Annotated in this window: 26 protein-coding genes; 18 read left to right on the forward strand and 8 right to left on the reverse strand. The window is 63.0% G+C overall.

Annotation, left to right across the window (positions count from 1 at the left end):
- Positions 1-63 precede the first annotated feature (63 nt).
- The 3 genes from ACGYK7_RS10765 to dusB are packed head-to-tail and all read right to left on the reverse strand — an operon-like array spanning position 64 to position 3,519.
- On the reverse strand, positions 64-1,443 hold the full coding sequence (locus ACGYK7_RS10765; protein WP_394402047.1) for a response regulator: 1,380 nt from the start codon (positions 1,441-1,443) through the stop codon (positions 64-66).
- Position 1,444: 1 nt separating this feature from the next.
- Positions 1,445-2,530, reverse strand: a complete 1,086-nt coding sequence (locus tag ACGYK7_RS10770) for a nitrogen regulation protein NR(II) (protein WP_394402050.1) — start codon at positions 2,528-2,530, stop codon at positions 1,445-1,447.
- Positions 2,527-3,519: a tRNA dihydrouridine synthase DusB gene (gene dusB, locus ACGYK7_RS10775; RefSeq protein ID WP_394402052.1), complete on the reverse strand. Its 993-nt coding sequence runs from the start codon at positions 3,517-3,519 to the stop codon at positions 2,527-2,529. Before dusB ends, ACGYK7_RS10770 begins: the two co-directional genes overlap by 4 nt.
- Positions 3,520-3,703: 184 nt before the next feature.
- On the opposite strand from dusB, the gene ACGYK7_RS10780 reads away from it, so the two are divergent.
- The 3 genes from ACGYK7_RS10780 to ACGYK7_RS10790 are packed head-to-tail and all read left to right on the forward strand — an operon-like array spanning position 3,704 to position 5,796.
- Positions 3,704-4,834, forward strand: coding sequence for a bifunctional 2-C-methyl-D-erythritol 4-phosphate cytidylyltransferase/2-C-methyl-D-erythritol 2,4-cyclodiphosphate synthase (locus ACGYK7_RS10780; RefSeq protein ID WP_394402055.1), 1,131 nt, complete (start codon positions 3,704-3,706; stop codon positions 4,832-4,834).
- Positions 4,831-5,322, forward strand: coding sequence for a phosphatidylglycerophosphatase A (locus ACGYK7_RS10785; protein WP_394402057.1), 492 nt, complete (start codon positions 4,831-4,833; stop codon positions 5,320-5,322). Before ACGYK7_RS10780 ends, ACGYK7_RS10785 begins: the two co-directional genes overlap by 4 nt.
- Positions 5,323-5,796, forward strand: a complete 474-nt coding sequence (locus ACGYK7_RS10790; RefSeq protein ID WP_394402059.1) for a CinA family protein — start codon at positions 5,323-5,325, stop codon at positions 5,794-5,796.
- On the opposite strand, the gene ACGYK7_RS10795 is transcribed toward ACGYK7_RS10790, so the two are convergent.
- Positions 5,793-6,245 (reverse strand): type II toxin-antitoxin system RatA family toxin, encoded by a 453-nt coding sequence (locus tag ACGYK7_RS10795; protein ID WP_168613460.1) that lies wholly within the window; start codon positions 6,243-6,245, stop codon positions 5,793-5,795. The genes ACGYK7_RS10790 and ACGYK7_RS10795 overlap by 4 nt on opposite strands.
- Before the next feature lie 69 nt (positions 6,246-6,314).
- Here ACGYK7_RS10795 and hpt point away from each other — a divergent pair, with 69 nt between their 5' ends.
- From hpt to ACGYK7_RS10815, 4 genes are all read left to right on the forward strand, one after another.
- The gene (gene hpt, locus ACGYK7_RS10800; RefSeq protein WP_394402061.1) at positions 6,315-6,851 is read left to right on the forward strand and encodes a hypoxanthine phosphoribosyltransferase; all 537 of its coding nucleotides are present in this window, start codon (positions 6,315-6,317) and stop codon (positions 6,849-6,851) included.
- Positions 6,848-7,024 carry a hypothetical protein gene (locus tag ACGYK7_RS10805; RefSeq protein WP_394402187.1) on the forward strand — a complete coding sequence of 59 codons (177 nt, stop codon included), beginning with the start codon at positions 6,848-6,850 and terminating at the stop codon, positions 7,022-7,024. The genes hpt and ACGYK7_RS10805 overlap by 4 nt, the downstream gene beginning before the upstream one ends.
- Before the next feature lie 92 nt (positions 7,025-7,116).
- Entirely contained in the window at positions 7,117-7,596 is a 480-nt protein-coding gene (locus tag ACGYK7_RS10810; protein ID WP_394402063.1) for a c-type cytochrome, read from the forward strand.
- Between the two features lie 3 nt (positions 7,597-7,599).
- Positions 7,600-8,487, forward strand: coding sequence for a c-type cytochrome (locus tag ACGYK7_RS10815; protein ID WP_394402066.1), 888 nt, complete (start codon positions 7,600-7,602; stop codon positions 8,485-8,487).
- Between the two features lie 20 nt (positions 8,488-8,507).
- On the opposite strand, the gene lipA is transcribed toward ACGYK7_RS10815, so the two are convergent.
- Positions 8,508-9,461, reverse strand: a complete 954-nt coding sequence (gene lipA, locus ACGYK7_RS10820; RefSeq protein WP_394402069.1) for a lipoyl synthase — start codon at positions 9,459-9,461, stop codon at positions 8,508-8,510.
- Positions 9,462-9,703: 242 nt separating this feature from the next.
- Here lipA and ACGYK7_RS10825 point away from each other — a divergent pair, with 242 nt between their 5' ends.
- A complete protein-coding gene (locus ACGYK7_RS10825) occupies positions 9,704-10,252 on the forward strand; it encodes a peroxiredoxin (RefSeq protein ID WP_394402071.1) in 549 nt (182 codons plus the stop codon).
- Between the two features lie 67 nt (positions 10,253-10,319).
- Here ACGYK7_RS10825 and ACGYK7_RS10830 read toward each other — a convergent pair whose 3' ends face one another.
- Positions 10,320-11,237: a LysR substrate-binding domain-containing protein gene (locus ACGYK7_RS10830; protein ID WP_394402074.1), complete on the reverse strand. Its 918-nt coding sequence runs from the start codon at positions 11,235-11,237 to the stop codon at positions 10,320-10,322.
- A 95-nt stretch (positions 11,238-11,332) separates the two neighbouring features.
- Between ACGYK7_RS10830 and ACGYK7_RS10835 the strand changes: the two genes are divergently transcribed.
- Positions 11,333-12,829 carry a catalase gene (locus tag ACGYK7_RS10835; RefSeq protein ID WP_394402077.1) on the forward strand — a complete coding sequence of 499 codons (1,497 nt, stop codon included), beginning with the start codon at positions 11,333-11,335 and terminating at the stop codon, positions 12,827-12,829.
- Between the two features lie 56 nt (positions 12,830-12,885).
- Here the strand turns inward: ACGYK7_RS10835 and ACGYK7_RS10840 are convergent, their stop codons facing one another.
- Positions 12,886-13,974 (reverse strand): DUF6456 domain-containing protein, encoded by a 1,089-nt coding sequence (locus tag ACGYK7_RS10840; protein WP_394402180.1) that lies wholly within the window; start codon positions 13,972-13,974, stop codon positions 12,886-12,888.
- A 279-nt stretch (positions 13,975-14,253) separates the two neighbouring features.
- Between ACGYK7_RS10840 and ACGYK7_RS10845 the strand changes: the two genes are divergently transcribed.
- Positions 14,254-14,550, forward strand: a complete 297-nt coding sequence (locus tag ACGYK7_RS10845) for a DUF6477 family protein (RefSeq protein WP_394402079.1) — start codon at positions 14,254-14,256, stop codon at positions 14,548-14,550.
- A 32-nt stretch (positions 14,551-14,582) separates the two neighbouring features.
- Here ACGYK7_RS10845 and ACGYK7_RS10850 read toward each other — a convergent pair whose 3' ends face one another.
- Entirely contained in the window at positions 14,583-16,121 is a 1,539-nt protein-coding gene (locus ACGYK7_RS10850) for a trimethylamine methyltransferase family protein (RefSeq protein ID WP_394402081.1), read from the reverse strand.
- Positions 16,122-16,320: 199 nt separating this feature from the next.
- On the opposite strand from ACGYK7_RS10850, the gene guaA reads away from it, so the two are divergent.
- The 8 genes from guaA to ACGYK7_RS10890 all read left to right on the forward strand — a co-directional run bounded on the left by guaA (position 16,321) and on the right by ACGYK7_RS10890 (position 24,090).
- Positions 16,321-17,883, forward strand: coding sequence for a glutamine-hydrolyzing GMP synthase (guaA, locus tag ACGYK7_RS10855; RefSeq protein WP_394402083.1), 1,563 nt, complete (start codon positions 16,321-16,323; stop codon positions 17,881-17,883).
- 1 nt (position 17,884) lies between these two features.
- A complete protein-coding gene (locus ACGYK7_RS10860) occupies positions 17,885-18,163 on the forward strand; it encodes a putative quinol monooxygenase (protein WP_394402085.1) in 279 nt (92 codons plus the stop codon).
- Complete coding sequence (locus ACGYK7_RS10865; protein WP_394402087.1) at positions 18,160-19,029, forward strand: DMT family transporter; 870 nt, start codon at positions 18,160-18,162, stop codon at positions 19,027-19,029. The genes ACGYK7_RS10860 and ACGYK7_RS10865 overlap by 4 nt, the downstream gene beginning before the upstream one ends.
- Positions 19,030-19,150: 121 nt before the next feature.
- On the forward strand, positions 19,151-20,236 hold the full coding sequence (locus tag ACGYK7_RS10870; RefSeq protein ID WP_394402089.1) for an OmpP1/FadL family transporter: 1,086 nt from the start codon (positions 19,151-19,153) through the stop codon (positions 20,234-20,236).
- Between the two features lie 110 nt (positions 20,237-20,346).
- Positions 20,347-21,279 (forward strand): DMT family transporter, encoded by a 933-nt coding sequence (locus ACGYK7_RS10875; protein ID WP_394402092.1) that lies wholly within the window; start codon positions 20,347-20,349, stop codon positions 21,277-21,279.
- 12 nt (positions 21,280-21,291) lie between these two features.
- The gene (locus ACGYK7_RS10880) at positions 21,292-22,152 is read left to right on the forward strand and encodes an ATPase (protein WP_394402094.1); all 861 of its coding nucleotides are present in this window, start codon (positions 21,292-21,294) and stop codon (positions 22,150-22,152) included.
- Positions 22,153-22,208: 56 nt separating this feature from the next.
- Positions 22,209-23,126, forward strand: coding sequence for a homoserine O-succinyltransferase (gene metA, locus ACGYK7_RS10885; RefSeq protein WP_394402097.1), 918 nt, complete (start codon positions 22,209-22,211; stop codon positions 23,124-23,126).
- Positions 23,110-24,090, forward strand: coding sequence for an alpha/beta fold hydrolase (locus tag ACGYK7_RS10890; protein ID WP_394402100.1), 981 nt, complete (start codon positions 23,110-23,112; stop codon positions 24,088-24,090). The genes metA and ACGYK7_RS10890 overlap by 17 nt, the downstream gene beginning before the upstream one ends.
- The last annotated feature ends 31 nt before the right edge of the window (positions 24,091-24,121 follow it).

Genomic DNA, 24,121 nt, shown 5'->3' on the forward strand with positions numbered 1-24,121 from the left:
AACCGCCATATTATGTGGTCCTGAACGGGAGAGTTCCCCGATGGCCACTGTTATGTGGCTCTTTTACATCATCTTGCGACCCCGTGTCACCTCAATATCGAGGTCGGTGATCTTCTTACGCAAAGTATTTCGGTTAATTCCCAGCAAAGCGGCACATTTAGCCTGGTTCCCTGCCGTCGCGGCAAGGGCAATTTCGATCATCGGCAGCTCAACCTCACGCAGAATCCGCGCGTAGAGGCCCGGCGGCGGCAGCATGGAGCCGTGCAGATCGAAATAGCGTTGCAAATGCCGCTCGACCGAGGCGCCCAGACGTTCGGTGTCGGCCTCGGTCTGCATCGGTGCCGGACCGCTTTGCGCGCCCAGCAGTTGCTCGGCCTCGCTCGCCGTGATCTCGGCCGCTTGGCTGGCGAGCGCGAGTTGCCGCATCGCATGTTCCAACTGGCGCACATTGCCGGGCCATGGGAATTTCAGCAGGATCTGCGCGGCCTTGTCCGACAGTTTGCGCGGCGAGGCTGGGCCGGGATTGGCGCGGGCCAGAAAATGGTCGGCCAAAAGCGGGATGTCTTCGACCCGGTCCCGCAGCGCAGGCACTTCGAGGGTTGCCCCCGACAGGCGGTAATAGAGATCGCGGCGCAGCTTGCCCTCTTGCATCGCGGCGTCCAGATCGCTTTGGCTGGTGGCCATGAAGCGCGGCGCGTCATCGCCCGGCGCATCCATCATCCGCACCAAACGGGCTTGGATTTCTTGGGGGAAATCGGCGATTTCGTCGATCATCAGGGTGCCGCCGCCGACCCGCGCCAACACCCGCGAGGGGCCTTCGATATCGGCAAGATCGGCATCCGTCACCGTCACGAACGGCAGGCTACGCCGGTCCGAAAAGTCGTGTATCGCCCGCGCGATCAATGACTTGCCCGAACCGCTCTCGCCCCAGATCAGCACCGGCAGGTCGGTGTTCATCACCCGCGCCACGGTGCGATAGAGCGCTTGCATCACCGGGGTGCGGCCAATCATCGGCAGATCGTCACGCTCTGCGTCGATCTCAGCGCTGTCATCGGCGGCGGCCTTACGGCTAAGCGTCGTGCGCTGCTCCAAGGCGCGGGCGGTGCGTTTCATCAGGTCCGGCAGGTCGAAGGGTTTGGGCAGATAGTCAAAGGCTTCGGCCTCTGCCGCCTTGATTGCCGTCATGATGGTGTTCTGCGCCGAGATCACGATCACCGGCAGGCCGGGTCGGTCCTGCGCGATTTTCGGGAGCATTTCCAACCCGTTTCCGTCAGGCATGACCACGTCCGAGATCACCGCGTCGCCCTTGCCCTCGCTGACCCATCGCATCAGGGTGGTCAGGCTTGACGTGGCGTGTACCTTGCAGCCCGCGCGGGTCAGCGCTTGGGTCAGAACGGTGCGGATCGTGCGGTCGTCATCGGCGACGAGGATGGTGCCATCCATGTCAATTCTCCTTAAGGGCAGCGGCGCCTGCGCGCGGCAGCGAAATGCGGAATGCGGTTCGACCGGGGGCGGAACTGACGGAAATCCAGCCGCCATGGTCTGAGATGATCTTGCTCACCAAGGCGAGGCCCAGCCCGGTGCCATTCTCGCGGCCCGAGACGAAGGGATCGAAAACATCGGCGCGGATATGGTCCGGCAGGCCGGGGCCATCGTCGATCACTTCGATCTGGAGGGGCAGCGGCTGGCCATCCCCATCTGCGCGGCGCAGCTGAAAGCCATGTTCATAGAAACTGCGCAGCCGGATGGTGCCCCCCGCCGCGCCCGCCGCCTCAGCCGCGTTGCGAATGAGGTTGAGCAAGACCTGCAAAAGCTGGTCCTTGTCGCCAAGCGCGGGCGGCAGTGAGGGGTCATAATCCTCGGTGATTTTCATGTGCGAGCCGAAGCCCAGCAGAGCCGACCGGCGAGCGCGGTCCAACACGTCATGCAGGTTCACCGGCCTGCGCTCAGGCGCGGTCAGATTGCCGAATTGTTCGACCTGCTCCAGCAGTTTCACGATGCGCCGGCTTTCGGCGACGATCAGGTCGGTCAATTCCAAATCAGCCTTGGAAAGGTTCATCGACAAAAGCTGCGCCGCGCCGGTGATCCCGGCCAGCGGGTTCTTGATCTCATGGGCCAGCATCTCGGCCATGCCGATGGCGGATTTGGCGGCGGATTTCACGCTGTGATCTTGGGTGATGCGCCCGGCCAGTTCGCGCGGGGTGATCATCAAGACCATCTCGCCCGCGCCGCCCACCAGCGGAGCGATTTGCAGCCCACATTGCAAAGGCGCGCGCTGCATCGCGCCCACATCCACATCATTGACGAAAAGCGGCGTGCCTTGCAGCCGTGCACGGGCGAATGCAGCCTCAAGCGGGTGATCCACCGCAATCAACTGCCAGATCGACTGGCCGATGGTGGCGCGGGCGGAGGCATTGAGGAAGCCTTCGGCTGAGGGGTTCAGATCGACGACCCGGTCATCGGCACCGACGATGAAGGCAGGCACCGGCAGAGAGGTCCAAACCTGCCGCTCCGGGGTCTCGCCTCTCATGCTGCGGCCCGGGTTTGGGCGGTGGCGGCGTCATAGTGCATGGCCTCCGCGATGAGATCGAAGGTGGTTTTCACCTCCCGCGCCGTGAGCAGCGCGCGGCGCAGATCGGCAGGGGTGGCGCAGTGATCCATATACCAACCCAGATGTTTCCGCGCGACCTTGGCCCCCAGGTCGGTGCCGTAGAAACGCAGCATCTCGTCGTAATGTTCGGCCACCATCTCGGCCATCGCCTGCCCTCGCGGGATCACCGGCATGGGCCGTCCGTGCAGATCATGAGCGATCTGCGCCAGCAGCCAGGGCTTTCCTTGCGCACCGCGCCCCACCATCACGCCATCCGCCCCCGACAGCCGCAGCGCCGTGCGCGCGGCGTCACTGCCGATAATGTCGCCATTGGCGATGACGGGGACATGCACGGCCTCTTTCACCGCCCGGATCGCGGCCCAATCGGCGCGGCCCTTGTAGAACTGACAGCGCGTGCGCCCATGGATCGTGATCATCTGCACGCCCGCCTCCTCGGCCCGTTTGGCGATTGGAGCGGCGTTGAGCATATTGTCGTCCCAGCCCAGCCGGGTCTTCAGCGTCACCGGCACCTTGACCGCGCCGACCACCGCTTCGATCAGCCGCAGCGCGTGGTCCGGCGTTTTCATCAATGCCGAGCCGGAGGCGCCTTGGGTCACCTTCTTGGCCGGGCAGCCCATGTTGATGTCGATGATCCGCGCGCCCATTGCCTCGACCATGCGGGCGGCTTCGGCCATCGGTTCGGCCTCACGCCCCGCAAGCTGAACCGAAGTGCCGATGACATCGAGCCCCAGTTCCGCTTTCTCTCGCGTGCCGGGGCGGCGGCTGAGCAATTCTTGGCTGGCGACCATCTCGGACACGACCAATCCGGCCCCGAATCGCGCCACGAGGCTGCGATAGGGCAGATCGGTGATCCCGGCCATCGGGGCGAGGAATACCGGCGGGTCGAATGTCAGGGGGTCGGCGGTCACATGCTTAATCCTTGTGCGGTCCCTTGCTGTGTAGCTCTGCCACGGGGTGACCTCAATAAAACTACCCGGAAAAGCAGCTATGCGCCAAGCCGCTGCCCATTTTTTAGGCAGCCACCCCAGATTGCACCCCGCCGCCGCATTGCCTAGACAGGGTCATGTTCGCCACCTTTTCCGGATTGCCCAAATGAGTATCGCAGCTCTGATCGTTGCCGCAGGACGCGGCAGCCGCGCCGGCGGTCCGCAGCCGAAACAGTGGCTGGCACTGGGAGGGGCACGGGTGATCGACCACACGCTAGCCGCCTTTCGCGCCCTTCCCCAGATCACCGAGATCGTGCTGGTGCTGAACGCGGACGACATGGATCAGGCAGCGGCATTTTCGGCGGATGGCATCACCGTCACCACCGGCGGGGCGGAGCGCGCGGCTTCGGTCCAACGCGGGCTTGCGGCGATCCGGGGGGCGAGGAAGGTGCTGATCCATGATGCGGCACGGCCCTGCGTTTCGGCGCAGATCATCTCAGGCGTGATCGACGCGCTCGACCACCATCAAGCCGCCGCGCCGGGGCTGCCGGTGAGTGACGCGCTTTGGCAGGGGCACGAGGGCCGCGTCACCGGCACCCAAGACCGCAGCGCCCTTTTCGCCGCGCAGACACCGCAGGGCTTTGACCTTACCGCGATCCGCGCGGCCCATGCCGCCTATGACGGCCAAGCGGCGGATGATGTCGAAGTCGCCCGCGCCGCTGGTCTGACGGTTGCCATCACGCAAGGCAGCGCCGATAACCTGAAAATCACCCGGCCCGAGGATTTCGCCCGCGCCGCCCGCATATTGGAGACCCGCATGGACATTCGCACCGGCAATGGATTTGACGTGCACGCTTTCGGCCCCGGAGATCACGTGACCCTTTGCGGCATCGACATCCCACATAGCAACGGGTTGGTCGGCCATTCCGACGCCGACGTGGCGCTGCACACGGTGACCGATGCCATTTACGGCGCGCTTGCACGCGGCGACATCGGCCAGCATTTCCCGCCGAGCGATCCGCAGTGGAAAGGCGCGCGCAGCGATATCTTTCTGCGCCATGCCGTAGAACTGGCGCGCGACATGGGCTTCACCCTCACTCATGTCGACTGCACCCTAATCTGCGAGACGCCCAAGATCGGCCCTCATGTGCAGCCGATGCGCTCCGCGATGGCCGAGATGCTGGGGATTGAGATCGACCGCGTCTCCGTCAAAGCCACTACGAGCGAGCGCCTCGGCTTTACCGGGCGGGGCGAAGGCATCGCTTGTATGGCCACGGCAACATTGGTGAAATCATGACCCCAGCACATCTGATCGCGACACTTCTGGGTGTTGGCCACATCCGCCCCGCGCCGGGCACTTGGGGGTCGCTCATCGCCCTGCCCTATGCCTGGCTCTTGCACGTGTTGGGGGGCTTTCCGCTGCTTGTGATCGGGATCGTCATAGCGATCCCCTTGGGCTGGTGGGCCACCGGGCGCTACACCGCAGGCGGGCCGGATCATGACCCCGGAGAGGTGGTGGTCGATGAATTGGTCGGCCAGTGGATCGCGCTGTTGCCGCTGTCCTATGCCGCTTGGTCGATGCAAATCCCGATCCTTGCTATGTGGCCCGGTTGGATCGCCGCCTTCGCGCTGTTCCGGCTGTTCGACATCACCAAACCGCTGATCATCGGTTGGGCCGACCGTTTGGGCGGGCCTTGGGGCGTGATGCTCGACGATATCTTTGCCGGGGTTTTCGCGGCGCTCGGCGTCATGGCGCTGGCCGCACTTTATCACGGGGTGCTGTAAATGAGCCTTGCCGCGCAACTGTTGGAAAAGGCCCGCGAAACCGGCGCGATGGTCGCCTGTGCGGAAAGCTGTACCGGGGGCATGCTCGCCGCTGCGCTGACCGACCTGCCGGGCTCTTCGGCGCTGCTGGATCGGGGTTTCGTCACCTATACCAATGCGGCGAAGATGGCGATGCTGGGCGTGTCGGAAGAGACGCTCGCGGATTGGGGAGCGGTTTCGGAACAGGTCGCAGAAGAAATGGCGGCGGGCGCTCTGGCGCGGTCCGAGGCGCGGATCGCCGTCTCCATCACCGGCATCGCAGGCCCCGGCGGATCAGAGCACAAGCCCGAGGGCCGCGTCTGTTTCGGCCTTGCCACGGAAGCCGGGGTTCAGACAGAAACAATGGAGTTTGGCGCGCAGGGCCGTGATGCCGTGCGTTTGGCCGCCCGCGACCACGCGCTCGGCCTCTTGCTGCAAGGCTATGCGACGCTTTAACCCTTGGGGCCGTAAAGCTCTTTCGCGCGGTTCTCAAAAGCGCGCACGATACGCTGCATCGCCTCATTGAAAACCACGCCGATGACCTTTTGCAGGATGGCGTTGCGGAATTCGAAATCGACAAAGAAATGCACCTGACAGCCTTCGAGATTATCCTCGAAATGCCAGTTTGATTTCATATACTTGAAAGGGCCGTCCAGATATTCCGTGTCGATCTTCTTGGCCTCGGGCCAAAGCACGACGCGGCTTGTGAACCGCTCCCGAAAGACTTTGAACGAGATCACCAGATCGGCGTCCATCACCCGATGGTCGCCGCGGTCCTCGTCGCTGCGAATGCGCGCGGCGGCGGTCCAAGGCAGGAATTCAGGGTAGCGGCCCACATCGGCGACAAGATCATACATCTGTTGCGCGCTATAGGGCAGTTGGCGGGTCTCTGAGTGCGTAGGCATTGCGTTCCGTAGCGTTGCGGGTTAACCCCCTATTTCACGTCTCAACCCCGCAGATTCAAGGGCAAAACCATGGCACACGGGCCTTATGTCATCGACGAAATGATTTCGGCCAAGGCCATTGCGGCGCGGATCGAAGATCTTTGCCGAGAGATTCACGGTGAATTTGACGGCACCGACAAATTGGTCGTGGTCGGCCTGCTGCGCGGCTCTTTCGTCTTTATCGCCGATCTGGTGCGCGAGTTGGACCTGCCGATCGAAGTCGATTTCCTCGAAGCCTCCAGCTATGGCGACGGCATGGAGAGCAGCCGAGAAGTGCGCATTCTCAAAGACTTGCGTGGTGCCATCGAAGGGCGCGACGTGCTGGTCGTCGAAGACATCGTCGACACCGGCCACACGCTGCACCATGTCACCAACCTGTTGCGCTCGCGTGAGCCTGCGCGGTTGAAATCCATCGCCCTGCTCGACAAACCCACCCGGCGTGAGGTCGACCTCAAGGCGGATTGGACCGGCTTTGAAATCCCCGATGAATTCGTCGTGGGCTATGGCATCGATTTTGCCCAACGCAACCGCAACCTGCCCTTCATCGGGAAGGTCCGCTTTACGTGATGGACCCGCGGTGGCTGCTGCGCATGTCCCAATGGGCGCGCCATCCACCTTCGGGCAAACGGGTGATCTTGGTCTTTGCGATCATCGCTGCGGCCTTGGCCGTGGGGCTTGTCGAATGGCTGGGCTATTGGCCCGACTGGGCCACGGCCGAACGTCTCCCCCGCCGGTTCTGACCCTGCCCGCAGCCTTATCCCGCTGATCACATTTTTGTTTTTTGCGACCTGCCTCTGCCATGTTACGCTACGGCAAGAAAAGGGAGATGACGATGCATTTGACCAAAAGCATTACCGCCATTGGTATCAGCGCCGCCTTGATTGCCACCGCAGGCTTCGCCGCCAGCCATAGTGAGAAAGCCGCCAGTGCCGCCGTGAACGCGCGCCACGCGCAGATGCAGCTGATTGCCTATCATACCGGTATTCTGGGCGGCATGGCCAAGGGCGAGACGGAGTATAACGCCGAGATGGCCACCGCTGCCGCGACCAACCTGAACGCCGCCGCCGGTTTCGCCCCGGGCACCCTCTGGCTTGAAGGGACCGAGCAAGGCGCCGTCGAAGGTTCCCGTGCCAAGGCCGAAATCTGGAGCGATTCCGAAGGGTTCAACGACGCCATGATGGCATTGGAAACCGCCAGCGCGGATATGATCGACGCCGCGGGCACCGATCTTGACGCGCTCAAAGCGGGGATGGGCGCAATCGGCAAGGCTTGCGGCGCATGCCATGACGATTACCGCGGCCCCAAGAACTGATCCTTGCGACGGGTCATTCCTGTACTGCTGGGCTGTGCCGCCCTCGGCGCGGCCCTCGGCTGGGCGCTTACCCGGCCCGATACGCTTGAGCCGTCCTATGGGGCCGGTCTGACACCGGACCCCGAGGCGGGCGCGCTGGTCTTCGCCGCCGGCGGCTGCGTGTCCTGCCACGCCGCGCCCGAAAGTGAAGAGGATGAGAGGCTGGTGCTGGCCGGGGGGCTGCCCTTCGCCAGTGATTTCGGCACCTTCCACGCGCCCAATATCTCCCCCGAACCAGATCATGGCATCGGTGACTGGTCCCTGCCGGAGTTCGCCCGCGCCGTGACGCGCGGCGTATCGCCCGAGGGGCAGCATTATTACCCCGCCTTCCCCTACACCGCCTACCAACACCTCGCCCCGCAGGATGTGGTGGACCTCTTCGCCTATATGCAGACCTTGCCTGCCTCGGATACGCCGAGCCTGCCGCATGAGGTGGGATTCCCCTTCAACGTCCGTCGTGGCCTTGGCGCATGGAAAGCGCTGTTTTCACATGATGATTTTGTGGTGAGCGACGCGCCCGATGCTGAGGTCGAACGCGGGCGCTATCTGGTCGAAGGGCTTGCCCATTGCGGCGAATGTCATACGCCGCGCAATGCCTTGGGCGCGCTCGACCGGGGCGCTTGGCTGACCGGCGCGCCGAACCCTTCGGGCAAGGGGCGTATTCCCGGCATCACACCGGATCAGCTTGATTGGTCCAAGGCCGATCTCGTGGCCTATTTCACCTCCGGCTTCACGCCGGAATACGACAGCGCGGGCGGAGAGATGGCCGAAGTGGTCAGCAACCTCGCGCAGCTCCCCGAGAGTGACCGCGAAGCGATTGCGGCCTACCTCAAAGCCCTGCCCGGCGGTTAACGCCGGGCGCGTCTTTTCGATCAGGCGATACCCAGCTTGCGGTTCCGCGCCTCGCGCAGACGCGCAAAATCGTCGCCCGCGTGGTAGCTCGACCGCGTCAGCGGCGTGGCCGAGACCATGAGGAAGCCCTTGCCGTAGGCCGCCTTTTCGTAAGAGGTGAACTCTTCGGGGGTGACGAACCGATCCAGCGCATGGTGCTTGGGCGTCGGCTGTAGGTACTGGCCGATGGTCAGGAAATCAATGTCGGCGGCGCGCATGTCTTCCATGACCTGAATGACCGCTTGGCGGTCTTCGCCCAAGCCCACCATGATGCCCGATTTGGTGAACATCGACGGGTCCAACTCCTTGACCCGCTGAAGCAGGCGGAGCGAATGGAAGTAGCGCGCGCCGGGGCGCACTTCCGGGTAGAGGCCCGGCACGGTTTCAAGGTTGTGGTTGAACACATCCGGCCGCGATTCGACAACCTTTTCAAGGGCTTCGGGGCCGCAGCGGATGAAATCCGGCGTCAAGATTTCGATCGTCGTGTCGGGGCTGCGGTGACGCACGGCGCGGATCGTCTGGGCGAAATGCTCTGCCCCGCCGTCTTCGATATCGTCGCGGTCAACGCTTGTGATGACCACATGGTTCAGCCCCAATTTGGCAACCGCATCGGCCACGCGGCCCGGCTCGAACACGTCGAGCGCTTCGGGCGGCTTGCCCGTGGCGATGTTGCAGAAGGTACAGGCGCGGGTACAAACCTCGCCCATGATCATCATCGTGGCGTGGCCCTGAGACCAGCATTCACCGACATTGGGGCAGCCCGCCTCTTCGCAGACCGTGGTCAGCTTGTTGTCGCGCATGATCCGCGCGGTTTCGGCATAGCCCTTGCCGCCGGGCGCTTTGACCCTGATCCAGCTCGGTTTTTTCGGCTGGGCGTTGTCGGGCTTGCGCGCCTTTTCGGGGTGGCGCTGTTCGGGTATCTTCAGATCGCGCATCGGGGGCCTCTGATCATTGTGTCGCGCCTTGTTTATCACAGTCCTTAACCCGATGACCACCTACTGCATACGCCCCCGTGACAAGGCAGCCATGCATCAGCGGCATCGCCCCGAATCTTTTCTTTAGAACGTTGATATATAACCGGAAAATTACAGTGCAGTTGCAGCATTGCGAGAGTTGCCGAGCCTCCCTATATGGGCTACCAAGCCACAAAGATTCCAATCCGAGAAAGAGAGACGCGATGAAACCCGGTATCAATGTCCCCAATGTCACCTTCAAGACGCGCGTGCGCGACGAAAGCATCGAAGGGTCCAACCCCTTCCGCTGGGAAGACAAGACCAGCGATGATTTCTTCAAGGGCAAGCGCGTTGTGCTGTTCTCCCTCCCCGGTGCCTTCACCCCGACCTGCAGCACCTACCAGCTGCCCGGGTTCGAAGATAATTTCGCCGCTTTCCAAGAGCATGGCATCGACGCAATCTATTGCCTGTCGGTCAACGATAGCTTTGTCATGAACAAGTGGAAAGAGATGCAGGGCGTCCAGAACATCGACGTGATCCCCGACGGTTCTGGCGAATTCACCCGCCGCATGGGCATGTTGGTTGCCAAAGACAACCTCGGCTTTGGCCCGCGCAGCTGGCGCTATGCAGCGATCATCAACGATGGTCAGATCGAAGCATGGTTCGAAGAGCCCGGCATCCGGGACAACCACGACGAAGACCCCTATGGCGTTTCCAGCCCTGAGACCCTGCTGGAATACCTCCAGAACCAAAAGCAAACCGAAGCGGCCTAAGCGCCCTTTGCAGGATCGGATCGGGCCCATCGGCCCGATCCTTTTGACCCAGCACGCCCCACCGCGCCTAGTATCTTGCGCGCAGTTCTCCGGTCAGCCCCTCCCCCACTTCTTTCAGCGTCTCGGCCAATTGCGCCGCCCAACCGCCGCCCGGCGTGCCCGCCCGGCGGACGAGCCCGATTTGCCGTGCAGGTTCCGGCGCGCCGAAACGGTGCAGCCGCAGCCCCGGCGCGGCGTCAAGCTCGGTTTTGGCGGCAATTTCCGGCATCAGGGTCATGCCAAATCCCGCCTCCACCAGCCGCGACAGGGTGGCGAGTGAGGAGGCGCCAGTGTGAATGCCCGCCTGCGTGCGGTCGCGCTGGCAAACCTCCAGCGCCTGATCGGTGAGGCAGTGGCCATCCTCCAGCAGCATCAGCGGCGTGCGGGCCAGATCGGTCGGGCGGGCGACATCCGCCCCCGCCATCCGGTCGGCGGACCCGGCCAGCAGAAAGCGATCCTCGAAAAGCGGCACCTCGGCGAGACCCGTTTCACCCGAGGGCACCGCCATCACCGCCGCGTCCAGCGCCCCGGCGCGCAGATCGGCCAGCAATTGATCCGTCTGCGCCTCGCGCACCTCGACCCGAAGCGAAATATCCTGCGCCCGCAGCGCGGCCAACACGCCCGGCAACAGATAGGGCGCCACGGTCGGGATCAGCCCAAGGTTCAGCGTGCCTGCCAGCCCGACTTGCTCTCGCGCCGTGGCCTCCAGCAGCTTGGCACCGCGCAGGATATCCTCGGCGCGGGTCAGCACTTCGCGGCCCAAGGGTGTCAGCACCGACGCCCGGCTCTGCCGTTCGATCAGCCGCCCGCCGAGCGTTTCCTCCAAGGTGCGGATCTGCACCGACAGCGCAGGCTGAGAGATATTGCTCGCCTCTGCCGCGCGGCCAAAGTTGCCCAAAGTCGCCAGCGCGCGAAAGTATTCCAGTTGTTTCAGGGTAAAGTTCATAACTTTTACCTATCGCAATTTTATAAAACTGCAATTGGAAATTATGGTCGGAATCGATCATCTTCCGGTCAGACAATAACCGAGGGGAACCCAAGATGAGCAAGCGTCTCACCACCACCGCCGGCGCACCGATGCCGACAAACGACACCAGCAAGACCGCGGGCGCCCGTGGCCCGGTGCTGCTGGACGATTACCAATTGATCGAGAAGCTCGCCCATCAGAACCGCGAGCGGATCCCTGAGCGCGCCGTTCACGCCAAAGGCTGGGGCGCCGAGGGCACCTTCACCGTCACCCATGACATCAGCCAATATAGCTGTGCTGCGATCTTCTCCGAAGTGGGCAAGACCTGCGAAATCATCTCGCGCTGGTCCACCGTGGCGGGCGAGCTTGGCGCCGCCGACAGTGAGCGTGACGTGCGCGGCTTCTCGGTGAAATTCTACACCGAAGAGGGCAACTGGGACGTGGTTGGCAACAACACACCGATCTTCTTTGTCCGCGATGCCTACAAATTCCCGGACTTCATCCGCACCCAGAAACGCCACCCGCGCACCAACCTGCGCTCGCCCGAGGCGATGTTCGACTTCTGGGCGGCCCAGCCGGAATCCGTCCACCAGGTCACCATCCTGATGTCTGACCGCGGCATCCCGGTGAACCCGATGCATATGCACGGCTACGGCAGCCACACCTATTCGATGTGGAACGCCAAGGGCGAGCGTCACTGGGTGAAGTTCCACTTCCGCTGCCAGCAGGAAATCCGCAACCGCACCAATGAAGACGCGGAAAAGCTGATCGGCTCCACCCGCGAGAACTTCCAAGAGGATCTCTTCAACGCGATCGAAGGCGGTGACTACCCGAAATGGGAGCTGAACATTCAAGTCATGCCCGAGGAAGAGGCCGAGACCTGCGGCTTCAACCCCTTCGACCTGACCAAGGTTTGGCCGCATGCGGACTACCCGCTGATCCCGGTCGGCATGTTGGAGTTCAACCGCAACCCCGACAACTACTTCCAGAGCATCGAGAACGCCGCCTATTCGCCGTCGAACAAAATTCCCGGCATCGGCTTCTCGCCCGATAAGATGTTGCAGGCGCGGGTGTTCTCCTATGCCGATGCGCACCGCTACCGTTTGGGCACGCATTACGAGGCCCTGCCCGTGAACGCACCCAAGGCCGCGCCGATGCATCACTACCACAAGGACGGCGCGATGCGGTTCTTCCCGCAGCAGACCGGCCATCCTGACGCCTATTACGAGCCGAACCAATATGAGGAATCGGCCCGTCCCGACCCATCGGTGCAAGAACCACCGCTGCGTATCTCGGGCGATGCGGACCGCTATGTGCAGGAAGAGGCGGATGCCGATTACATCCAGCCGCGCAAGCTCTATACCGAGGTGTTCGATCAGGCGCAGCGCGACCGTCTGCACGAGAATATGGCCGGTGCCATGGCCCCCTGTTCGCAATCGGTGAAAGAGCGCTGGTATGCGGTGCTTGAGAAAGTACACCCCGACTATGCCGCCGGTGTGCGTGCCGCTTGCGAGAAAGACGAAGTGGCGATCTCGGTCACAGATGAGACGCCGGTAAAGGTCGCAGACTAAACAACCGGGGCGGCAGGGTTATCATCCTGCCGCCCCTTCTTTTATCCGACCAGCATTTACCCGATCAGGGGGCCGCCCGGCCCCACGGTTTCATCGTAATGCCGTTTCAGCCGCATCAGCGCGATCCGTAGCACGATCTTGCCCGACCGCGCCGACCAGCCTAGCCGTTTCTCGGTGGTTTCCAACCCTTCCAGATAGCAGCAACAGCGCAGCACCACGTCCGACAGGCCCGGGCCGAGGTCTGCCATGGCATCGGCCACCCTCTTGCGCGCCTCCGCCGCCGCCATGGCGCCGGCCCCGTCACGCCGGCCAGTGGGTTTGGCGCCGAGGGTCAGGAAGTGATCCCAATTCTGCGTAACCTCACCGCCCATCTGCGCCAGTTCGAAATCCTCACGCAGCCTTTCGCCCGCATGGACCAGCCCCTCGTTCAGAAAGAGCGCGCCGGATTTGTCGCGCCGCCGGGCGAGGGTCGAAAGCGGGCTTTCGGACAGGCAATAGCGGCCTCGGCGCGGGGCCGTATCCGCATCCACGCCCACCGCTGCCGCGGGTGCATCCGGCCCGCCCAGAAAGGCGGTCTGATCTTCGGCAAAGCCATCTGCAGCCGCGCCCTGCTCTTCAAGCATCCGCCGCAGCGCCGCGCGCCCCGCGCTGGTGATATGATAGCGTGTCACCCGGCCTGTGCTGCCCGGCGCGATCCAATCTTTCAACGCCATCGCCTGCGCCACGGCGCTTTCCACCACGGCGGTGCGTGCGCCGGGGCCGGTGTCCGTCTCGCGCAGGACAACGGCCTTTTCCATCCCTTCGGCCACGGCAAGGATCGCGCCCGTCTCATGCAGGCGCCGCAAAACGCGCAGCGCCTCGGCGGCGAAAGTGTCCTCGTCAAGAAGGGGGGCGGCGGGTTTGGTCATTGTCGCTGTCTTTCCTGCTGGGGGGCCAGCAGTACAATCCAAAGCGCGCCGCACCGCCCCGAGCCTGCGCAGGGCAGCATCCACCAGCGGATCGTCGCGCCGCGTCTCGATACGGCGGATTTGGCGCATGATGGTCGAGGCATGACAGCCAGCCTGCCGTGCCAAGGCCCGGATCGGGGCGCCGGTCTCCGTATGTGCGAGGTAATGCAGGGCTCCGTGCGGCACCCATCCCGGCAGGACGGACTGTTGAATTTGGTGATGCGCCTTCAATTGACTGCCACTTCCATTTTGGCGGGTCCCCAAGCTGGGCGACTTATCCCCAGAGTTATTCACAACCTATGGATGTTTTGGTTACCCGTTCGTTAAAATCGTCGCATTTCGCAATGATTGTTTCTAAAAGGTAAACGCCATCGAAAGGCGCCGTGCGCCGGGAACCCGCATCACGCAACACCCGTAAGAGTTGTGCAAGACTTCGCCGATCCGGGGTGATTCACCCCCCTGAAATTGGAGAGTGTGATGCAAGATCTACTGACCATGCTGCAAAGTCTTCACCGCCCGCGCCTCTTGATGCGCGCCGCCCGCATTGGGGCCGAGGACTATCGCCGCGGCACCCATCTGCCACGGATACTGGGCTTTGGCATATTGCCGCGCCACGGCACCGCGCTGATCAAACTGATCGAGATCGAGGCCGAGTTGGACACCCAGCGCAGGACGGAGGATGCAAGCTATAGCCTGATCCGCCATGTGGATGTTCTTATTGCCATGGTTGGCGAGGCACGGTTCCTGAAGGCCGCGATGATGCCCAGCGCCTGAATTGCGGGGGGGATCGCCCCGGCCGCAAAGCCTTAGCTAAAGCTATCCGGCTCTGCCGCCTTACGGGTCGCGACAAAGGCATCGAGCGCTTCGCGAATGGCCGGGTCCAATGCGGGCTGCTGATAGTCGGCCAGCAACTTTTCGACCCGCGCGGTGGCAAGGCTCTGGGTGTCGCGCGCGCCTTCGTCCGACCATGTCTCGAAGGGTTTGTAATCCAACAGATCCGACTTCCAAAAGGCATCGCGGAAATTACTCTGCGTATGGGCGCAGCCAAGGTAATGCCCCCCCGGCCCCACTTCGCGGATCGCGTCCATGGCCTGTGCGTTCACGTCGATCTCCACCCCACGGGCAAGGTGATGCAGCGTGCCCAGTTGATCCGCATCCATGACGAATTTCTCGAAAGAGGAAACAAGCCCCCCTTCCAGCCAGCCGCAGGCGTGCAGCATGAAGTTCACCCCCGAAAGCAGCCCCATGTTTAGACTGTTCGAGGTCTCGTAAGCCGCCTGCGCGTCGGGCAGTTTCGAGCCGGTGAAAGACCCGGCGCTGCGGTACGGCAGGTTGAGCCTGCGGGCCAGTTGCCCAGCGCCATAGGTAATATGCGCAGCCTCGGGCGTGCCGAATGTGGGCGCGCCCGAGTTCATGTCGATCGAGGTGACGAAAGCCCCCATGATCACCGGTGCCCCGGGGCGGACAAGCTGGCTATAGGCGATGCCCGCCAGCGTCTCGGCCAAGACCTGTGTCAGCGTGCCTGCCACGCTCACCGGAGCCATGGCGCCGCCCACGATGAAGGGTGAGATGATGCAGGCTTGGTTGTTCTCGGCATAGACCTTGAGCGCGCCCATCATCACATCGTCGAAAGTCATCGGCGAGTTGATGTTGATGAGCGAGGTCATCACCGTGTTTTCCTGCACGAAGTCCTTACCGAACAGAATACCGCACATATCGACGGAATCCTGCGCCCGGCTGGGTTCGGTCACCGATCCCATGAAGGGTTTGTCGCTCAGCGTCATATGGGCATGCAGCATATCGAGGTGACGTTTGTTCACCGGGATATCCGTCGGCTCGCATACCGTCCCCCCCGAATGATGCAGCCATTTCGACATATAGCCCAGTTTCACGAACTTCTCGAAATCCGCCATCGTGGCATAGCGGCGCCCTCCGGCCGCATCGCGAACGAAGGGCGGGCCATAAACGGGGGCGAGGACAAGGCTCCTCCCCCCGATCACCACATCCCGATCTCGGTTGCGTGCCACTTGGGTGATCGTTGACGGCGCGGTGGCGCAGAGCTTGCGGGCCAGACCCCGCGGGATGCGCACTCGCTCGCCCTGAACGTCCGCCCCAGCCTCACGCCAGAGCGCCAATGCCTCGGGGTTGTCGGGGAAGTTCACGCCGATCTCTTCCAGCACCGCGTCGGCGTTCTGTTCGATGATCTCCAGCGCCTCTTCGGTCAGCACTTCGAAGTTCGGGATATTCCGCTCGATATAGCGCGCTGTCTCGAAAGAGACGGCTGTGCGTGCCGCGCGTCTTGCCGCACCGCCACCGCCGCGTGCCCGTCGTGCTGATTCCGCCATTGCTCTATCCTTCCCGCAAGTCTTGGCCCGTCACTACCCCATTCCCGGCAGGCGCTTCGCGCGGATAACGCCCCCTAGCGGCAAAAAGCGACATCGCGTGCCGTCCCCGCGCCACTTGCGCGAATTAAACGCGGGCGGCACCGGTCTTCGGCTTGCTAGAGACTTGCCAGAGCGCGCGCGCGGGCCTAATCACAGCCCCATGACAGATATCACCCATGACCGCATTCTCATCATCGACTTCGGCAGCCAGGTCACGCAGCTTATCGCGCGTCGCCTGCGGGAGCTGAATGTCTTTTGCGAAATCCACCCGTTCAACATGGTGGACGAAGCCTTCCTCAAGGAATTCGCGCCTAAGGCGGTGATCCTGTCGGGTGGCCCGTCCTCGGTGTTTGCTGAAGGTGCGCCGCGTCCGCCGCAGGCTGTGTTTGAACTGGGCGTGCCGATCCTTGGCATCTGCTATGGCCAGCAGGTGATGATGCATTGCCTTGGCGGCCATGTGGAGCGCGGCCATGGCACCGCTGAGTTCGGGCGGGCCTTTGTCACCCCCACGGGGCAACAGCTCGATCTGCTAGAGGGCTGGTTCGCCACCGACCGCGAACAGGTCTGGATGAGCCATGGTGACCACGTCAGCAAGATCGCCCCGGGGTTCGAGGTCTATGGCACCTCCCCCAACGCGCCCTTCGCCATCACCGCAGATATCGAGCGTCACTTCTATGCGGTGCAGTTTCACCCTGAGGTGCATCACACCCCCAACGGCCCGCGTCTTTACGAGAACTTCGTGCGTCTGGCGGGCTTCAAGGGCGACTGGACCATGAGCGCCTACCGCGAGGAAGCCATCGCCGCGATCCGCGAGCAGGTTGGCGACCAGAAGGTGATCTGTGGCCTCTCGGGTGGTGTCGACAGTTCCGTTGCCGCGGTGCTCATCCACGAGGCCATCGGCGACCAGCTCACCTGCGTCTTCGTCGACCACGGCCTGCTGCGCAAAGGTGAGGCCGAAGAGGTCGTCACCATGTTCCGCGACCACTACAACATGCCGCTGATCCACGCCGACGAGCAAGAGCTCTTCCTTGGCGAGTTGGAAGGCGTCAGCGACCCCGAGACCAAGCGCAAGATCATCGGCAAGCTCTTCATCGACGTGTTCCAGAAACATGCCAAGGAAGTGGGCGATGCGACCTTCCTTGCCCAAGGCACGCTCTACCCGGACGTGATCGAAAGCGTCTCTTTCTCCGGCGGTCCCTCGGTCACCATCAAGAGCCACCACAATGTCGGCGGCCTACCTGAGAAGATGGGCCTGAAACTGGTCGAGCCGCTGCGCGAGCTTTTCAAGGACGAGGTGCGCGAACTGGGCCGTGAGCTGGGCCTGCCGCCGTCCTTCATTGGCCGTCACCCCTTCCCCGGTCCGGGTCTTGCGATCCGCTGCCCCGGTGAGATTACCCGCGAGAAGCTCGACATCCTGCGCGAGGCCGATGCGGTCTATATCGACCAGATCCGCCGCCATGGCCTGTACGACGACATCTGGCAAGCCTTCGTGGCGATCCTGCCGGTGCGCACCGTGGGCGTGATGGGCGATGGCCGCACCTATGACTTCGCCTGCGCCCTGCGTGCGGTGACCTCGGTGGATGGGATGACGGCGGATTACTTCCCCTTCTCGCATGATTTCCTTGGCGAGACCGCCACACGGATCATCAATGAGGTGCCGGGTATCAACCGCGTGACCTATGACATCACTTCGAAACCTCCGGGCACCATCGAGTGGGAATAAAATGCGTGTGGCCCTGACCGGCCACCTTCGCTGCGCCACCCGGGCCGAGGCGGACCGGGTGCGCGCAGGACTTGACGCGCATCTGCGTCTCACCCGGGCCGAGCCGGGCTGCCTTCACTTCGACGTGACCCCGACCTACGATCCCCTTGTCTGGCAGGTCGCGGAGCTTTTTACCGACCGCGCGGCCTTCGCGGCACATCGAGCCCGTGCCGCAGCATCGGACTGGGCGAGGCTTACCGCCGAGATCGCCCGCGACTACCGGATTACCGAGAACTCATGAGCCCCACCTTCCGCGCCGCACTCTGGATGATCGGCTCCATCGGGTCATTCTCCACCATGGCCGTGGCGGGGCGCGAACTCTCGGCGCGGTTCGACACTTTCGAAGTGATGCTCTACCGCAGCGTGATTGGCGTGATCATCGTCCTGTCGCTTGCCTGGGCCACGGGCGCGTGGCGGCAAATCAACACCCGCAACTTTGGCCTGCAATTGCTGCGCAACCTTGCGCATTTCACCGGGCAGAACCTGTGGTTCCTCGCCGTGTCGCTGATCCCGCTGGCGCAGGTCTTCGCCTTGGAGTTCACATCGCCCCTATGGGTCATCGTCCTGTCGATTTTCCTGCTGGGCGAACGGCTGACCGCGACACGGGCGCTGGCCGCCGTACTGGGGTTCATCGGCATCCTGATCGTGGCGCGCCCCGATATCGGCAATCTCAACACAGGCATTCTGGCGGCGGCGGGCTGTGCCGTCTTCTTTGCCCTGACCAATGTGCTGACCAAACGGCTGACGCGGACCCAAGGGATCACCACGATCCTCTTCTATCTCACCACGCTGCAACTGCTGTTCGGCCTGATCGCGGCAGGCTACGATGGCGATATCGCCAGCCCCACGGCTGAGACGATGCCCTTCCTGTTGCTGGTCGGCGCCTGCGGCTTGCTTGCGCATTACTGCCTGACCAACGCGCTGAGCCTCGCTCCCGCGACCGTGGTGGTGCCGATTGATTTCGTGCGCCTTCCGGCCATCGCCGTGGTCGGAATGCTGCTCTATGCCGAAGCGCTGGATATCTGGGTCTTTGTCGGGGCCGCGATCATCTTTGCGGGCAACTATCTCAACATCTGGTTTGAGACCCGCAAAGCACACCCCAGGTAATGTTTGCCCAGATTTCAACCTGACCCAAGGTCAGCGATTGACGCAAACGGCAGCAATCCGCTTAGATCACTTCCAAGCTGTGCCGGGGAGGAACCGCACAGAACTCTTGGGAGGAAAGCAAATGAAAACCTATTTCTTGGCAATTCCGGCACTGTTGGCATCTACGGCAATCGTTCACGCTGGCGGCATCGATCGGTCGGGCCAATCCATCAACGCCCTGTTTGAAAGCGGCCGCTATGCGGAGTTCAGCTTTGGGCATATTTCGCCCGACACTTCGGGCACATCCGTCGCGGGCCTTGGCAGCCGGGATTCGGGCAATGCCACCGAAAGCTACATGCAATTCGGGGCCGCCTATAAGGCCGACATCAACGACAAACTGTCCTATGCGATCATCTATGACCAGCCTTTCGGCGCGGATGTCGATTACCCTACGGGCACAGGCTACTACGCTCAGGGCGCGCAGGCCGATCTTGATGCGCATGCGCTGACCGGCCTGCTGCGCTACCGCATGAACGAAAACTTCAGCGTTCACGGCGGTCTGCGCGTGCAAACCATCGAAGCAACCGCTGCGGTGCCCTTCGTTGGCGGCTATACGGTAAACGGCGAGCGTGACACCGGCGTCGGCTATGTTGCGGGTGTCGCCTATGAGCGCCCCGACATCGCCATGCGCGTCGCGCTGACCTACAATTCCAGCATCGACCACGATGTCGACACGACCGAATTCGGCGCCGCGATGAGCACCACCGAAATCGAAACACCGCAATCGGTGAACCTTGATTTCCAGACCGGCATCGCCGCCGACACGCTGCTCTTCGGTGGTATCCGCTGGGTCGATTGGTCGTCGTTCGACATCACCCCGGCCCAATACCAAGGCGCGACCGGTGGCTCGCTCGTCAGCTACGAAGATGACGTTTTCACCTACTCGCTCGGCGTGGGCCGTCGCCTGAATGACAACTGGTCGGTCTCGGCTTCCGTCGGCTATGAGAAGTCCAACGGCGGGTTCGCCTCCAACCTCGGGCCGACCGATGGCAACAAGAGCCTTGCTCTGGCCGCCGTCTATACCCGCGACAACATGAAGATCACCACCGGCGTGCGCTACGTCAACATCGGCGACGCGCAGACCGCGATCCCGGGCTTCGCCCCGGCGGCGGACTTCGAAGACAATGATGCCGTGGCCTTTGGTGTGAAAGTGGGCTTCACCTTCTGATCCACACCAGACCTGTTAAGGTCACGCCGCCCGAGCCTCTCGGGCGGCGTTTTTTATGCATGCGCATCTTTCGGGTCGTGGCGCTCCGTGGAACAGCCTAAACCCAAGCCATGATCACACAGAAAACCATCCCCCCGCGCGCTTGGATCGAAATGGGCTGTCTCGCTCTGCTCTGGGGCGCGTCCTTTGTCGCCGTGCGGGTGGCCTTGGATGAGATCGGGCCGCTGACCTCGGTGGCGCACCGGGTGTTCTGGGCGATGCTGGTGCTTTGGGCCGCCGTCGCCGCCATGCGCCTGCCGCTGCCGCGCGAGCCGCGCATCTGGGCGGCCTTCCTGCTGATGGGGCTTTTGAACAATGTGATCCCCTTTTCGCTGATGGCATGGGGGCAATTGCACATCCCTTCGGGGCTGACCTCGATCCTCAATGCCGCCACCGCGATCTTTGGCGTGCTGGCCGCCGCGATCTTTCTGGCGGATGAGCGGATCACCCCGCGCAAGGCGATTGGCGTCGGCCTAGGCTTCGCGGGTGTCAGCACCGCCATCGGGCTGGAGAACCTCACGAATTTCGACCTTGGCAGCCTTGCGCAGCTTGCGGTGCTGGGCGGGGCGATGTCCTATGCCATGGCCGGTGTCTGCGCGCGCAAACTGCTGCCGGGCCAGCCGCCGCAACTGGCCGCCGCCGGGATGCTGACCGGAGCCACGCTGATCATGCTGCCGCTGGCATGGGTGGCGGAGGGGCCGCTGACGCTCAACCTCGCCCCGGCCACGCTTGCCGCCATCGCCTATTACGCGCTGGCCGCGACGGCGCTGGCCTATCTGCTCTATTACCGCGTGCTCGGCATGGCGGGCAGCAGCAATCTGATGTTGGTGACACTGCTGGTCGCCCCTGTGGCCATCCTGCTGGGCGCATGGCTGCGTGATGAGACCCTGCGCCCCGCCGCCTATGGCGGTTTCGCCCTTCTCGCACTCGGGCTTCTGGTGCTCGATGGCCGCATCTGGCGTCTGGTGAAACACTGGGGTACTCAGGGGAAACGAAGCACTTAACCTTGGTGACACATGCTCTACCCCACGGCTGACGATTGGCGCGCGGCGCCGCGGCGCAAAGTTCTGATCTTCGGCATGTCGGGCTTGGGCAAGACCCATCTCTCCAGCCTGCTGCGCGCCAGCGGGGATTGGTTTCACTACTCCATCGACTACCGCATCGGCACCCGCTATCTGGGCGAACTCATCGCCGACAACGCCAAGGCCGAGGCGATGAAAGTGCCCTTCCTGCGTGATCTGCTGCTCAGCGACAGCATCTACATCGGCTCGAACATCACCTTCGACAACCTGTCGCCCGTGGCCACATGGTTGGGCAAACCTGGCGACCCTTCGCGCGGCGGGCTGCCGATGGCGGAATACGCCAAACGGCAAGAGGCTTTCCGCCGGGCCGAGATCAACGCCCTTCAAGACACCGCCTATTTCGCCACCCGCGCCGAAGCGCTCTATGGCTATCCGCATTTCATCTGCGACACCGGTGGCTCGATCTGCGAATGGGTCGATCCCGAAGACCCGAACGACCCGCTGCTGCGGCAATTGGCTGAGGAATGCCTGCTGGTCTGGATCAAAGGCGACGAGGCCCATACCGAGGAACTCATCCGCCGCTTTGACAAAGCGCCCAAACCGATGGCCTATCAGCCCGAATTCCTCGCCCGGGCATGGGCCGACTATTTGGCCGAAAAGAACATCACCGAAGACGCGGTGAACCCCGACGATTTCATCCGCTGGACCTATGCCGCCGCCCTGTCGCACCGCCAACCGCGCTATGCGGCGATGTCGAAATGGGGGGTCACCATCACCCCCGCTGACATCGACGCGCTGAAAGCGCCCGACGACTTTACCGATCTCATCGCCCGCCACCTGCCCGCGGGCGGTTGAACCCGCCCCGCCCAAGATTATCTGACTGCACTGGCTACCCCTGAAAGACCTGTCTCATGCCCATCAAGATCCCCTCCCGCCTGCCTGCCTTCGACGTTCTGCGCAACGAAGGGGTCATGGTGCTGGATGAGGAACTGGCATCGCGGCAAGACATCCGCCCGCTGCGCATCGCCCTGCTGAACCTGATGCCCAAGAAAATCCAGACAGAGAACCAGTTTGCCCGGCTGATCGGTGCCACCCCCCTGCAGATCGAACTGAGCCTCATCCGCATGTCCGATCACCAGGCCCGCAACACCGCCGCCGAACATATGGAAAGCTTCTACCGCCCCTTTGAAGAGATGAAGGCCGAGAAGTTCGACGGGCTGATCATCACCGGCGCACCGATCGAACATCTCGACTTTAACGAGGTGACCTATTGGGATGAGCTGCGCGAGGTGATGGAATGGACCCAGACCAACATCCACTCCACCTTTGGCGTCTGCTGGGGCGGCATGGCGATGATTAACCACTTCCATGGCGTCAAAAAACACATGCTGAGTGAAAAGGCTTTCGGCTGTTTCCGGCACCGCAACCTCGCGCCCGCCTCGCCCTATCTGCGCGGCTTTTCGGATGATTGCACCGTGCCCGTCTCGCGCTGGACCGAGATGCGGCAAGACGAGGTTGACGCGCGTCCCGGCCTCACCACGCTTCTGGGCAGTGATGAGGTCGGCCCATGTCTGATCGAAGACCCCGCGCACCGCGCGCTCTATGTCTTTAACCATTTTGAATACGACCGCGACACGCTTAAGCAAGAGTATGACCGCGATGTCGAGAATGGCGTGCCGATCAACGTGCCCTGCAACTACTACCCCGAGGATGACCCCTCGCGCACGCCCGTGAACCGCTGGCGCAGCCATGCGCATCTGCTTTACGGCAATTGGATCAACGAGATATACCAAACCACCCCCTTCGATATGAATGAGATCGGCCATTAAACTCCTGCTTGCCCTCCTCCTCGGGCTGGCGCTGCTCACCGCGCTTGTCCAGTGGCGCGCCGCGCGGCATGAGGCGCGGGCCGAGGCGAGCCATCCGCCCGAGGGTGAGATCATCACGGTGGACGGCCTGCCGGTCCATGCCAAGGTCATCGGCAGCGGGCCCGATCTGGTGTTGATCCACGGGGCCAGCGGCAATCTGCGCGACTTTACCCTTGGCTTCGCAAAGCGGCTGAGCGAGCGCTACCGCGTCATCATGTTCGACCGTCCGGGCATGGGCTATACCGCCCGCCTGCCCGGCGCGCGCGGGCCTTGGAACCCGCGCGGCGAATCCCCACAGGAACAGGCCGCACTCTTGCAGAAAGCGGCGGATCAACTGGGCGTCGAAAACCCCATCGTGCTGGGCCATTCCTTTGGCGGGGCCGTGGCGCTGGCTTGGGGGCTGCAACGCCCAGATGAGACCGCAGCACTGGTGCTGGTCTCTGCCGTGTCGGAGCCTTGGCCCGGCGGTCTGGGCTGGCTTTACAACGTCAGCGCCTCACGGCTGGGCGGCGCGCTCTTTATCCCTGCCGTCACCGCCTTTGTCCCCGACAGCGTGGTGCAAAGCAGCATCGCGGCGATTTTTGCCCCACAACAGCCGCCCGAAGGCTATGCCGATCACATCGGCACGGGCCTCACCCTGCGCCGCAGCGCCAGCCGCGCCAATGCGCAACAGGTTCACCAGCTTCGCCCGCATGTGGTTGAAATGGCAGCACAATATGACCGGCTGACCCTGCCGGTCGAGATCCTTCACGGCGATGCCGATACCATCGTGCCCATGCATATCCACGCCGAGGAACTGATCAAAGACCTCCCCAATGGCGCCCTAACCCGCCTGCCCGGCATGGGCCATATGCCCCATCACGCCGACCCGCAGGCGGTGGTCGAAGCCATCGACCGCGCCGCCCTGCGTGCCGGTTTGCGTTAAGCGCCTTAACATCCCATATTGAAACAAGAAC

This window comes from Sulfitobacter sp. 1A15299 (assembly GCF_043556915.1).
GTDB lineage: Bacteria > Pseudomonadota > Alphaproteobacteria > Rhodobacterales > Rhodobacteraceae > Sulfitobacter.